At 70.5% G+C, this 13313-nt stretch carries 9 protein-coding genes and 1 pseudogene; 3 read left to right on the plus strand and 7 right to left on the minus strand.

What is annotated here, in order from left to right; genetic code table 11:
- Positions 1–104: 104 nt before the first annotated feature.
- From ACIBLA_RS18410 to ACIBLA_RS18420, 3 genes and pseudogenes are all read left to right on the plus strand, one after another.
- Positions 105–1037: pseudogene (locus ACIBLA_RS18410) on the plus strand (ParA family protein); the annotation flags it as partial.
- Positions 1034–2179 (plus strand): ParB/RepB/Spo0J family partition protein, encoded by a 1146-nt coding sequence (locus ACIBLA_RS18415; protein ID WP_399199141.1) that lies wholly within the window; start codon positions 1034–1036, stop codon positions 2177–2179. The pseudogene ACIBLA_RS18410 and the gene ACIBLA_RS18415, both read left to right, overlap by 4 nt.
- Before the next feature lie 303 nt (positions 2180–2482).
- Positions 2483–3100, plus strand: coding sequence for a GNAT family N-acetyltransferase (locus ACIBLA_RS18420; protein WP_399199142.1), 618 nt, complete (start codon positions 2483–2485; stop codon positions 3098–3100).
- An 83-nt stretch (positions 3101–3183) separates the two neighbouring features.
- Here the strand turns inward: ACIBLA_RS18420 and trxA are convergent, their stop codons facing one another.
- The 7 genes from trxA to ACIBLA_RS18455 all read right to left on the minus strand — a co-directional run bounded on the left by trxA (position 3184) and on the right by ACIBLA_RS18455 (position 13160).
- A complete protein-coding gene (trxA, locus tag ACIBLA_RS18425) occupies positions 3184–3546 on the minus strand; it encodes a thioredoxin (protein WP_363246429.1) in 363 nt (120 codons plus the stop codon).
- Positions 3547–3587: 41 nt separating this feature from the next.
- A complete protein-coding gene (trxB, locus tag ACIBLA_RS18430; protein ID WP_399199143.1) occupies positions 3588–4562 on the minus strand; it encodes a thioredoxin-disulfide reductase in 975 nt (324 codons plus the stop codon).
- A gap of 126 nt (positions 4563–4688) precedes the next feature.
- Entirely contained in the window at positions 4689–5633 is a 945-nt protein-coding gene (locus tag ACIBLA_RS18435) for an anti-sigma factor family protein (RefSeq protein ID WP_399199144.1), read from the minus strand.
- Positions 5630–6379 (minus strand): RNA polymerase sigma factor SigM, encoded by a 750-nt coding sequence (gene sigM, locus ACIBLA_RS18440; protein WP_363246426.1) that lies wholly within the window; start codon positions 6377–6379, stop codon positions 5630–5632. Before sigM ends, ACIBLA_RS18435 begins: the two co-directional genes overlap by 4 nt.
- 29 nt (positions 6380–6408) lie before the next feature.
- Complete coding sequence (locus tag ACIBLA_RS18445; protein WP_363246425.1) at positions 6409–8235, minus strand: protein kinase family protein; 1827 nt, start codon at positions 8233–8235, stop codon at positions 6409–6411.
- 119 nt (positions 8236–8354) lie between these two features.
- Complete coding sequence (gene murJ / locus ACIBLA_RS18450) at positions 8355–10622, minus strand: murein biosynthesis integral membrane protein MurJ (RefSeq protein WP_399199145.1); 2268 nt, start codon at positions 10620–10622, stop codon at positions 8355–8357.
- Between the two features lie 45 nt (positions 10623–10667).
- Positions 10668–13160, minus strand: a complete 2493-nt coding sequence (locus tag ACIBLA_RS18455) for a DUF6049 family protein (protein WP_399199146.1) — start codon at positions 13158–13160, stop codon at positions 10668–10670.
- Positions 13161–13313 lie beyond the last annotated feature (153 nt).

Here is a 13313-nt window from a genome sequence, read left to right on the forward strand (position 1 = left end):
TTGAGCGCGGCCGCCCCCCCCCCCCCGCGCCCGCCCCCCCCCCCCCCCCCCCCCCCGCCCCCGGCCGGGGGGGGCGGGGCCCCCCCCCCCCCCCCCCCCCCCCCCCCCCCCCGATGGACGACACCCCCATCGGCCGTGCTGCCCAGCTGGCCGTGGAGGCCCTGGGCCGCGCCGGTGAGGGCCTGCCACGCCCCGAACAGACGCGGGTCATGGTCGTCGCCAACCAGAAGGGCGGCGTCGGCAAGACCACGACGACGGTCAATCTCGCCGCGTCGCTCGCGCTGCACGGCGCGCGCGTCCTGGTCGTCGACCTCGATCCCCAGGGCAACGCCTCCACGGCGCTCGGGATCGATCACCACGCCGAAGTCCCCTCGATCTATGACGTCCTGGTGGAGAGCAAGCCGCTCTCCGAGGTGGTCCAGCCTGTGGTGGACGTCGAAGGTCTTTTCTGCGCGCCCGCCACCATCGACCTCGCCGGTGCGGAGATCGAGCTGGTGTCGCTGGTCGCGCGGGAGAGCCGGCTTCAGCGGGCGATCGAGGCCTACGAGCAGCCGCTGGACTACATCCTGATCGACTGTCCGCCGTCGCTCGGCCTGCTGACCGTCAACGCGCTGGTCGCCGGCGCCGAGGTGCTGATCCCCATCCAGTGCGAGTACTACGCGCTCGAAGGGCTCGGCCAGCTGATCCGGAACGTCGACCTGGTGCGGGCGCATCTGAACCCCGCGCTGCATGTGTCCACGATTCTGCTCACCATGTACGACGGCAGGACCCGCCTCGCCTCGCAGGTGGCCGACGAGGTCCGCAGCCACTTCGGTGAGGAGGTGCTGCGGACGAGCATCCCCCGGTCCGTCCGGATCTCGGAGGCGCCGAGCTACGGGCAGACGGTACTGACTTATGATCCGGGTTCCAGCGGCTCGCTGTCGTACCTCGAAGCCGCCCGTGAAATCGCCCTGCGTGGGGTCGGTATGAGCTACGACGTCAAGCACGCCCACGCGATCGGCACCAGTCAGCAGAGCATTTCGGAGGGGACGCAGTGAGCGACCGACGTAGAGGTTTGGGGCGTGGGCTCAATGCGCTGATCCCCGCTGCTCCGCAGGAGAAGCAGACGGTCTCTTCCGGGGATCCCGCCTCCTCGGGGCAGGGACCGGTCCTGACGGCCGAGCGGGGGGTCGCGGCGGCCAAGGTGACGACGCTGCCCCAGACGCCGGTTGCGGCGACGGCGGAGATTCCCGCCCAGGACACGCCGGCCCCGACCAACGAGGTGACCGCGCCGGAAGGCGTGTACTTCGCCGAAGTGCCGATGGACTACATCACGCCGAACCCGCGGCAGCCGCGTGAGGTGTTCGACGAGGACGCGCTCGCCGAGCTGGTCACCTCCATCAAGGAGGTGGGACTGCTCCAGCCCATCGTCGTACGGCAGTTGGGGCCGGAGCGCTTCGAACTCATCATGGGCGAGCGGCGCTGGCGGGCCTGCCGGGAAGCCGGCCTGGAGCGCATTCCGGCGATCGTCCGCGCCACCGAGGACGAGAAGCTGCTGCTGGACGCGCTGCTGGAGAACCTGCACCGCGCGCAGCTGAACCCGCTGGAAGAGGCCGCGGCCTACGACCAGTTGCTCAAGGACTTCCACTGCACGCACGATCAGCTGGCCGACCGGATCGGACGCTCACGTCCCCAGGTCTCCAACACGCTGCGACTGCTGCGGCTCTCCCTTCCCGTACAGCGCAGGGTCGCCGCCGGAGTGCTGTCGGCCGGGCACGCCAGGGCGCTGCTCTCGGTGGACGACTCCGACGAGCAGGACCGGCTGGCCCATCGCATCGTGGCCGAGGGGCTGTCCGTACGGGCCGTCGAGGAGATCGTGACCCTGATGGGATCACGGCCGAAGAGCACGCCCCGATCGAAGGGCCTGCGGGCCGGCGCCCTGCCGTCGCCCGCGCTGAACGATCTGGCCTCCCGGCTGTCGGACCGCTTCGAGACGCGGGTGAAGGTCGACCTCGGTCAGAAGAAGGGGAAGATCACCGTCGAGTTCGCCTCGCTGGTCGATCTGGAGCGCATCCTCGGCACTCTCGCCCCCGGTGAGGGTCGGGTCCTCGACAGGGGTCCCGCCGACGAGGACGGCGACGGGGCCGAGGGCGTGGACGGCCCGGACCGGTCGAATGGCCTGGAGCCCGACGAGCGCTGACGCTCCGCGCACCGCTATGAGGGCGGGCCTTGTCCGGTTGTACCGGAACACGGCCCGCCCTTTGCCGTCCCCCGGTGTGCGGGGCACCTCTGGGTGGATACGATGCGTTCTGGTATGGCGCATCCACCTTGATCCACCTCAGAGGAAGGGCGGGGCCATGCATTTGGTGAGCCGCAGCCAACTGATGTCAGCTGGACTGGGCCTGGGGGTCGTCGGCGGCTTCGTCGGCAGCCTGCTTCGGGAGCGCAGCGCGCTGACCGCGGCTCGTGGCGCGGCAGGCGCAGGAAGTGAGGAACTGCCTCCATGGGGCGTCGGCTCGTACCGCTCACGCTGGACAACCTTCCCGACCTCCCCCGGCGATGCGGGGAGTGCGTCTTCTGGGAGCTTGATCCGGTCAGCGGAAAAGCGGCGGTAGGAGCCGGCAGGGCCCGCCAGGAGAAGGAGGCCTGGATCTCGGCCGTTCTGCTGGAGTGGGGGTCGTGCGGCCGACTGGTCTATGTGGACGAGGTGCCCGTGGGCTTCGTCCTGTACGCGCCTCCGGCGTATGTGCCCCGTGCCACGGCGTTCCCGACGAGTCCGGTCTCTCCTGACGCCGTACAGCTGATGACCGGCTGGATCATGCCGGGCTATCGGGGGCAGGGGCTCGGCCGTGTGATGGTGCAGACGGTCGCGAAGGATCTGCTGCGGCGGGAGTTCAAGGCGATCGAGGCGTTCGGGGACGCCCGCTGGGAGGAGCCCGCGTGCGTGCTGCCGGCGGATCATCTGCTGGCGGTGGGCTTCAAGACCGTTCGGACGCATCCCACGTACCCGCGGCTGAGGCTGGATCTGCGGACGACGCTCTCCTGGAAGGAAGACGTCGAACACGCGCTGGACAGGCTGCTGGGCGCGGTCAAGAAGGATCCGGCGCTCAGGCCGCTATGAGTGCGGGCCCGCCCCCTGGGAGGGGGGCGGGCCCGTTTCACGTGAAACATCGCGCGTGGCGCGCGCGCTCGCGTGTGCCGTGCTTAGTTGCTTGCTTCCTTGCTCACCGGCGCACCGTCACCGATGAAGCTCTCCAGGTCGCGCACGATGGCGGCCTTGGGCTTGGCACCGACGATGGTCTTGGCGACCTCGCCGTTCTGGTAGACGTTCAGCGTCGGGATGGACATGACGCCGTACTTGGCTGCGGTGGCCGGGTTCTCGTCGATGTTGAGCTTGACGACCTCGATCTTGTCCCCGTGCTCGGCCGCGATGGCTTCGAGTGACGGAGCGATCTGGCGGCACGGTCCGCACCAGGCGGCCCAGAAGTCCACCAGTACGGGCTTGTCGCTCTTGAGGACGTCCTCGTCGAACGAGTCGTCGGTCACATGCTTCAGGTCGCCGGCCACGGCGGCCTCCTCACTTCGTGGGTGTTGGTCGGTACTGCTGGTCAGACGGAGGCGGTCTTCTCCGGCTCTGCGGCCTTCTCACCGTCGGCCAGCGCGGAGAGGAAGCGCTCGGCGTCGAGGGCCGCGGAACATCCGGTGCCCGCGGCGGTGATCGCCTGGCGGTAGGTGTGGTCGACGACGTCGCCCGCGGCGAAGACCCCCGTGAGATTGGTGCGGGTCGAGGGCGCGTCCACCGTGAGGTAGCCCTCGCCGTCGAGGTCGAGCTGCCCCTTGAACAGCTCGGTACGCGGGTCGTGGCCCACGGCGATGAACAGCCCGGTCACGGGCAGCTCCGACGTTTCGCCGGTCTTGGTGTTGCGCAGGGTCAGACCGGAGAGCTTCTGCTCACCGTGGATCTCCTCGACCGCGCTGTCCCAGGCGAACCGGATCTTGGGGTCCGCGAAGGCCCGGTCCTGCATGGCCTTGGAGGCTCGCAGGGTGTCACGGCGGTGGACGATCGTCACCGACTTGGCGAACCGGGAGAGGAAGGTCGCCTCCTCCATCGCCGTGTCGCCGCCGCCGACCACCGCGATGTCCTGGTCCTTGAAGAAGAACCCGTCACAAGTGGCACACCAGGAGACGCCGCGTCCGGAGAGGGCGTCCTCGCGGGGCAGCCCGAGCTTGCGGTGCTGCGAGCCGGTCGTGACGATCACGGCCTTGGCCCGGTGCACCGTGCCCGCCGTGTCGGTGACCGTCTTGATCTCCGCGGTGAGGTCGACCGAGATGATGTCGTCCGGGACGAGCTCGGCACCGAACCGCTCCGCCTGCGCCCGCATGTTGTCCATGAGATCGGGTCCCATGATGCCGTCGCGGAAGCCGGGGAAGTTCTCCACATCGGTGGTGTTCATCAGCGCGCCGCCTGCCGTGACGGCACCCTCGAACACGAGGGGATGCAGCGACGCGCGTGCGGTGTAGAGCGCAGCCGTGTAGCCGGCCGGCCCGGAGCCGATGATGATCACATTACGGACGTCGCTCACGGGTTTCTTCCTCGTCTCTGCAGACTGCCTGCTACTGCCAACGGGGCGCTTCAGGACTCTCACCCCACCCAACGGATCCTACGGGCCTCGCATTCCCGCGAGGTCCCGGCGGCGCCGGGCAGTCTGTCAGCGGCGGGGATAGGACTGCGTGAGCAGGAGTTCACCCTTGGTGGGCGGGACGTTGTCGACGCACGCGGCATCGACGACGTACGCCTCGACCAAGCTGCCGTCGGTGGGGTCCGACAGGACGAGGAGGAAGGCGTCGATGCCCTCGTACGTGCCCTTCTCGGCGGCGAGCGGCGTGTCCGGACGGCCTGTCGCCTGCTGGATACAGGGCGGCACCTGATGCATCAGCCTGGGGGTGGCCGATGTGCTGGGTACGTCCTTGGTGGAGTTCTGGCCCTCGACCACGCGCGGTTCGCCGGTGGCGGGGGTGGGCTTGAGCAGGGACTGGACCTTCTCCTGCATACCGGCGCCGGAGAACTCGGCACCGGAGCCGTCGGCCTGGCTCGCTCTCGCGTCGGTCTTGTATGAGGACGAGTCCCCACCGGAGAGCATCGACGTCTGGAAGAGCAGAACGCTCACGCCGATCGCCGCCGTTCCGAAGACGGCACCGAGGATCACACCCCGACGGCGACGCCGCTGCCGGGCGCGGCCGGGTCCGGTGGCGGCCCGTGGGTGCCCGGCAGGGCGGTTGGCCCGGTCCACCGGGTCTGCCCGGTCCGGGCGAGGAGCGTCGGCGGTGCTCTCCGTGGCGGGCGATGTTTCACGTGAAACATCGGCGGTCGTGTCCGCCACGAGCGCGTCCGGCGCGGTCGCACTCAGCAGCGCCTCGGCGGCGAGGGCGGCATCGACGCGGGCGGCGACGTCGGCGGGCATGCGGGGCGGGCCGGGGAGTGAGCCCAGCAGTCCGCGGATCTCCTCCAGCGACTCGTACACATCGGCGCACAGCGGGCAGCCGTCGAGATGCGCGCGCAGCTCGACGCTCCGCGCGGGCGAGAGCAGGCCCTCCGTGAGGTCGGAGATCTCCGAGACGTCGGGGTGCTCGGTCGTGCCGGTCGTGGTTGTCACGCGCGCCCACCTCCTCCCTTCACGGCGGCAGGACCTTGGGGTCCCGCGTCTGTTCCGGTGTCTGCCTCTGTGTCCGGTCCGCTGTTCCGTGGTTCCGGCTCCGATGGGACGGATGTCCCCGGCGTCCGGTTCCTTTGCGCTCCAAGACCGCCTCTCTCGCCGGTGCCGCCGGTGCTCTCCCGCAGATGGGTGAGCATCGGCAGGAGTCTTGCCCGGCCGCGCGCGCAGCGGCTCTTTATGGTCCCCACGGGTACGTCGAGGACCTGTGCGGCCTCCGCCACGGGGTAGCCCTGCATGTCGACCAGGACCAGTGCGGCGCGCTGATCGGCGGGCAGCTTGGCGAGGGCGGCGAGGAGCTGCCGGTGGAGGTCCTGGCGCTCGGCCGGGGCGGCGGCCGACTCGTGCGGTTCGAGAAGCTGCTCCAGGCGCTCCGTGTCGTCCACGGGAGACGTCCTGCGGGAGGCGGCCTTCCTCGCACGGTCGAGACAGGCGTTGACGGTGATGCGGTGCAGCCAGGTCGTGACGGCGGACTGGCCGCGGAACGTGTGGGCGGCGCGAAAGGCGGACACGAGCGCGTCCTGGACGGCGTCGGCGGCTTCCTCGCGGTCTCCCAGCGTGCGCAGCGCGACGGCCCAGAGGCGGTCGCGGTGGCGCCGTACGAGCTCACCGAAGGCGTCAGGGTCCCCCTCGACATGACGTGCCAGGAGGTCCTGGTCGTTCACGCCGCCGAGTGTGGCGTCTTCCAACGGTGAGCCCCCTCCCCTGGTCCGCAGGGTCAGCCTATGACCTTGATCTCCGAGATCCCGCCCCGGAACTCGTTCGCGGACACGTCCGGGGCGAGTTCCGTGATGTGGATCAGTACGTACCTGGTTCTGACGGGCTTGTCCAGGGTCGCCTTCACATTGCTGTCGGTCTTGCCCAGTTCGGTGATGCGCTGGGAGAAGTCCGACAGGCCCGACGGGGACGAGGCGTCCTTGCCGGCGGCGAGGACCTGGACCTTCTGGCCGCCGCGGTACATGGCGACATCGACGCCGTACACATCCTGCACGCTGCCGAGATCGACGATTATCCCGCTGCCGCCGCGGCGCTCGGGCAGGTTCCCGTAGTTCGGGTACCCGTTGTACTTCGGGGTGATCCAGGCCGTGCCGGTGTTGCCGTCCGTGGCCAGGTGGACGTCCTCCGCCTTCACGCCGGAACCGTCGGGGGCGAACACCGTGGCGTCGCTGATCTTCAGCTCCTTCGGGTCCCGCGGCGGGGGCTTCTCCTGGTCGCCCTCCGTCGACTGGGACTGCGTCGTCTCGTCGCCGCTCTTGCGGTTGAGCATGTGGTCGGCGACCTGCCAGCTGGCGAGCCCCAGCGCGGCGATGAGGAGTGCGGAGACCGTCCACTTCAGTGCCTTGCCGGTACGGCTCTGGAGGGGCGGTGGCGGGACGGGTACGGGCCGCGTGGGGGCCCGGCCGATGGGCCGGGTGGCCGGGCGCGCGTACGAGCCCTGCTGGTAGGTGGTGCGCTGGTACTCGGGCGGCGCGGCGAACGTGGGCTCCGGGGGCCGTACGCGCGGCATCTCGGCGACGGCCTTGGCCAGTTCGTCCGGGGTGGTGCAGGGCGGGTCCTGGCGCGAGGCGGTGGCGCCGTCGTTGACCAGCGCCCGCATGGCGAGCTCGGAGAGACCGCGGTGGACCCCGGCCCGTACCTGGTCGGGGGCGATCAGACCGACGCCCTTGGGGAGCCCCGCGAGGCCGTACGCGTCCGTCTCGTACGGCCAGCGGTGTGTCAGCGCCGCGTACAGCAGCGCGCCGATCGCCTCCGTGTCGGTGCGCTGGGGGCGTTCCGCGCTGATACCGCGCAGGGCGGCGTTCACGGCGAGGCCGCGGATCCGGTACTGGCCGGTGGAGCTGCGCAGTACGGCTCCGGGCGTCAGCTTCAGATGGGCCAGACCCTCGCGGTGCGCGGCGGCCATCGCCTGGGACACCTGGCTGACGAGCTGGTAGGCGTCGTGGGCCTCCATGGGGCCCGCGGCGAGGATCGCGGTGAGTTCCGTGGCGTCGGGCAGCCACTCGTGCACGACGTAGACGAGGTCGTCCTCCTCGACGGCGTCGAGGACCTGGACGAAGCGCGGGTCGCCGAGGAGCGCGGAGGAGCGGGCCGCTGCCAGTACGGAGCGGGCTCGTGGGTGGTCGGCGGGCAGGAGGTGCACGCCGACGGCGCGGCGCAGTTTCTCGTCGACCGCACGCCAGCTGCTGAATCCGTCCAGTCGGGTGACGCACTCCTCCAGGCGGTAGCGGCTGGCGAGTTTGTGGCCGCTGTGGAGTTCGGGTGCCGCCACGGCCGGCCGGGTCTCCCGGGGTTTCTTGCCGCCCGGCGTGGGCGGCTTCTCCGTCCCGGACTTGGCGGACTTCTCGTCGCCCGGTTCTGCGGCCTCCGCCGGCTCCTTGGACGCGGATCCCGCCGACTCCTCGGCCGCGGACTCCTCCGTCCGGTCGTCCTCCGTGCTCCGGGCTTTCGCCGCTCCGTCGGTGGTGGCCTTGTCCGCCTGGGCGGCCGGCGGTTCGTCACCGCTGTTGTGGGCCACCTCGACGGAAGCCGTGCTCCGTTCCGCCACCGTCGCTCCTGCCTCCCCATCCGTTGCGCACTGTCCGACAGCCACGCCAATTGTGCCCACAGTTGGACGCTATGCACGACACACGGCGGCCGACGATGGTTGTGCTCGGGCGTCGCGCGCTAACGCCCGAGGCGCCCGCGCACCATTCCGACCAAGGCGTTCATCTCTTCGATACGCAGTTTTCGCGCGACGACGAAGAAGCCGCCCAGCAGGACGATCCCGCCGACCGTCAGTGCGGTGAACGAGCCCAGCACTTCGCTGCCGAGCTTCTCCAGCACGAAGTAGGCGACCGCGCCGGCGGCGATCGTGCCGGGGACGGAGGCCAGGCCGAGCCTGGCGTACGTACGCAGCACGTGCGAGCCGTCCAGATCGCCGCCCAGACGCTTCTTGAGCCTGCGCCAGGCGATGCCCACACCGACGGCGTACGCGACGCCGTACGAGGCGGCCATGCCGACCACGGCCCAGCGCGAGGGCAGGACGACGAAGCAGACGGCGGAGGCGGTGGCGTTCACGACGGCCACGATGACCGTGTTGTAGAAGGGGGTGCGGGTGTCCTCGTACGCGTAGAAGGCGCGCAGTACCACGTACTGCACGGAGAACGGGATCAGACCGAGGCCGAAGGCCATCAGCATGTAGCCCATGGAACGCGCCGATTCGATGCCGGAGGAGCCGAAGATCAGGGTGCACATCGGGATGCCGAGGGCGACGAAGCTGAAGGCGACGGGGACGATCGCGACGGCCGAGTTGCGCAGGCCCTGCGAGATGTCGTCGCGTACGGCTCCGGTGTCGCCGTCGTGCGCCGAGCGGGAGAGCCGGGGCAGCAGGGCCGCCATGACCGAGACGGTGATGATGGCCTGTGGCATGCCCCAGATCAGCTGGGCGTTGGAGTAGGCGATGTAGCCCGCGCCCTGGGTGCCGGAGTCGACGCCCGCCGCCGTGGAGAGCTGCGAGACGACCAGCACACCGGCCTGGTTGGCGAGGACGAACAGCACCGTCCACTTGGCGAGCTTCGCGGCCTTGCCGAGGCCGTGGCCCCGCCAGTCGAAACGCAGCCGGATCCGGAAGCCGGTCTCGCGGAGGTAGGGGATCATCGCGAGGGCCTGGACGGTGAGGCCGAGCACCACACCGACACCGAGCAGGCGCTCCGCTTCGGGCGGGATGGACGCGACCGTCATCCCGGAGTCCTCGGCGGCGCCGTACACCCAGATGAACATGATGAGCGTGGCGATGATGATGATGTTGTTGAGGACCGGTGTCCACATCATCGCGCCGAACCGGCCGCGGGCGTTGAGGATCTGCCCCATCACCACGTGCACGCCCATGAAGAAGATGGTGATCAGGCAGTAGCGCACGAACGTGACGGCGACGTCGTTGGCCGCCGGGTTGTCGGCGATGCTCACCGACATGAGGCGCACCAGCAGCGGGGCGGCGAGCACCGAGAGCGCGGTCAGTGTGCCGAGGATGACGATGACGAGGGTGAGCAGGCGGTTCGCGTACGCCTCGCCGCCGTCCTCGTCGTCCTTCATCGCGCGGATGAGCTGCGGGACGAAGACGGAGTTGAGGCCGCCGCCGATGGTCAGGATGTAGATCATCGTCGGCAGGGTGATGGCGAGCTGGAAGGTGTCGCCGAGGGTGGCGGCGCCGAGCGCGGCCACGATGAGGGCGGAGCGTACGAAGCCGGTGAGCCGGGAGACGAGCGTGCCCGCCGCCATCACCGCGCTGGACTTCAGCAGTCCCGACGCGCGTCCACCGGCCTTCTTCGCGGGCGGCGGCGCGGGGGCCGCCTCGGGTGCGGCGGCCGGGGGCCGGCCCGTCCCCTGCTGGTCGCGGAAGAGATGCGCGAAGGCGTCGGGTTCCTGCTCGTCGGTGCGTGCTCGGGTGACGAGTTCGTCGACTCCCATGAACTGTGTGGTCCGCGCGTCGTCCCCGAAGGGGAGGTGGCGGGACGGCCCGTCGGGCTCCGGCGGCGGGGGCTGGGCCCAGACACGCGGATCGGGGGCGTGCTGCTGCACCGGCGGCTGCTGGTAGAGCGGCATCGTCTCGGGATAGGTGCCGGGGGGCGGCGGCGGGTGTGCCGCGCGGTCGTACAGCGCCTCGGACACGGGGTCCTGCGCCGAGAAGTCCTGGGCGCGGTAGGGATCGTGCCGGTAAGCGTCCTGGACGTACGGATCCTGGGCGTAGGCGTCCTGCGCGTACTGGTCCGGGCTGTAGGGAGCCTGGCCGTACGGACCGGGACCGGGACCTGGGCGTGGACCCTGGGCGTAGGGACCCGGTGCGGAGGCGGGCGCGGGGGCGTTGGGGTCGGTGGCGGGGGGCTGCGGCGGAACATGCCCTGCCGGATCGCCGCCAGGACCCTGCCCGCGGTCACCGTCGTACGGCGCGTTCATGGTTACCCCACCTCATCGTCCCCGGCCGGCCGGCCACGACATCGCTCAACGGTCCACTTTCTCACCCTTGCCCGACGGGTCCCCGCTTTCCGGACGGGTGTCCGGGGTCGGGTCACTCGGCTGCCCGGGTTCGGCGCGGGTGGTGTCGCCGTCGTCAGGACCGCTGCCGGTGTCGCTGTTGGTGCCGTCGTCGCTGCCGTCTGCGTCGCTCTCGGCGGGACCGTCGGCGGGACCGGCACCGGCTTCCGCGCCCGGTTCCTCGTCGGCTTCCGCGGCGGCCTTGTCCTCGGCCGCCTTCGCCGCCACCGCCCGCTTGCGCTGGCTGTACATCTTGACACCGGCCAGGACGAGAAGCAGCACACCGCCGGCGATGACGAGCATCACGGTGGGAGTCAGCTCGGAGACCCTGACCTGGAAGGTCATGGGGTTGCCGTACGGCCGTCCGTCGGTGGTGTACAGCTGCGCCGTGAGCCCGACGGGGCCGTTGGCGTTGGCCGCGCCCGTGAACTTCACCACCTGCGTGTGCCCGCCGTCGACCTTGATCGGCTGCTCGGCGACGGCGCTGCCGTCGTCCAGCTTCAGACGAGTGGCGTTCGTGGACTGGAGACGCAGGACGAGATGGTCGACGTCCTGCAGCAGCTGGTTCTGGACCGTCACCGGGATGGTCGCGCTGCGGCCGGACAGGGTCAGTTCCGACTTCTGGATGAGCTGGACCTCGCTGGACAGGCTCATCAGATAGCGGTTCACCGAGTCGCGGTACTCCCTGGCGCCCGTCGCGTCGCCCCGCCAGGAGGTCGAGACCGCACGGTTCACCGCGTTGGCGAACGGCGTCGCCACCCGGTCGGGAAGGGTGAGGATCGCCTTGAACTTCCCCAGCCGCTCGTCGATCGCCTTGAGCTGCTGGAACGCCGACGGGGGGAGTTCCTGGGCACGGAGCTTGCCCGGATAGCGCGAGGCGCCCGGCACCTTGGTGGTGGCGTTCGTGTCGGGCTTGGCCGCGGCGGCGGCGACCAGGTCGGACGGCTGGGTCCAGCGCTCCCCGTCCAGGCCTCGCAGGGCGCGGGCCATGGACTGTGCCTGGCTGGCCGACGGCGTCCGCTGCGGGGCGACGACGATGTTGCGCTGTTTCGAGGGGTCCTGGAGCGTCACGGCCAGCGACTGGGCCAGGAACTTCTGGACCGCGAGCGTGGAGCTGCCCGCCTTGGTCACATCGCCCTGGAAGGCGGTCGACAGCCGGGTGTCGCTGACGACGGCCGTCGTACCACCGCCGATGGGCCGCGCCGCGCTCGCCGTGTACGGCAGGTTGTCCTCGATGCTGTCGCTGCGCGAGATCACCTTGTCGGCGCCGGCGGAGGTCGCCACGTCGACGATCGACGGGTCGACGGCACCGTTCACCGGCCAGGCGAAGTCCGTCGCGGGCCGCACATGAAGGATGGACTCCACGGCCATCGCGGCCACCTCGCTGGAGCCCTGGAGATGGCCGAGGGTGCCGGAGACGTTCTCGCCCCCGTGGGCGAGGGACGCCAGGTCGGGGTCACCGAAGGGCAGCGCGACGATGTCGGGGTTGTCCTGGACGGCCTTCTCCAGCGAGTTGAGCCACGTCCGGGCCACGAGCTGGTTCTTGCCCGCGACGGTGGAGTTGCCGTCCCTGACGCGGTACGGGTCGGTCATCGCCTCGACGGTGGCGAGAAGGTCCGGGTCGACCACCCAGGTGACGGGGAGCTGGCTGCCGAGGGAGACGAGCTGCTCCAGCCGGCCGCCGGGGGCCAGCTCCTCGGCCAGGTCGTCGTTCTCGAAGACCGGGGTCTGCTGGTCGTCCGAACCCGTCTCCGCGGAGACGTGGGAGGTGGAGATCAGCGGCCAGAGATAGGTGAACTTCGTCTTGGTGTCCATCGCGTCCGGCTGCCAGGGCAGGAACGTCCGGCGGACGCCGAGGGTGTGGTCGTACGGCTCCGCCGCCGTCCGGCCCGTGAGCGTCACACCGAGCTGGTAGACACCCTCCGCCCCGAGGCCGAGCTTGCTCACCGGCACCGACAGGGCGAAGTCGTAGCTGATACCGGACGGGAGCTTGGCGAACTCGACCTTGTACTTGCCGCCCACCGGCAGCGGGTCGTTCGTGGTGTCGTTGGAGCGCTCGACGGCGTCGTCGATGGCGGTCCGGCCGGTGAGCTGCGGGCCCACCCGGAGATCCACCTGGGCGTCGGTGACCGTCTTCTTGCCCTTGTTGGTCACCGTGCCGGAGATGGTGAGGGTGTCGCCCTTGGTGGGCGCGCTGGGTGCCAGGGTGTCGAGCGCGATGGAGACGGTGCTCGGCCCGGTCGGCTCGGCGGCGGCGCTCGCCGTGGACGCAGGGGACGCCGTGGCGGCCCCGGTGGCGGCCACGGAGGCGGTCGAGCCCGCCGCGGTCGCCTGCGGTGCCGCGAGGCCCCCCAGCAGCCCTGTCAGGAGCGGCACCCCGGCGGCCACGGCGGCGGTGCGCCCCAGCCATCGGCGGGCAGGAGAGTGCTTCATCCCCTGAAAGTCTGCCGCCTCGGCCACGCGCCCGCCCGTCCCTCGTCGTCGTCAATGGTCGTCGTCGATTGTGCGTCCACGCATGGTAACGATGTGCGCTGTGACGAAGTGCCGGGGACCGCCCTTCATGATCGGAAGAATCTCATGGGCCGGTGGAAACCGGTGCACCGGAAACTCGGG

The sequence above is a fragment of the Streptomyces sp. NPDC050433 genome (assembly GCF_044458565.1).
In the GTDB taxonomy this organism is placed as follows: domain Bacteria; phylum Actinomycetota; class Actinomycetes; order Streptomycetales; family Streptomycetaceae; genus Streptomyces.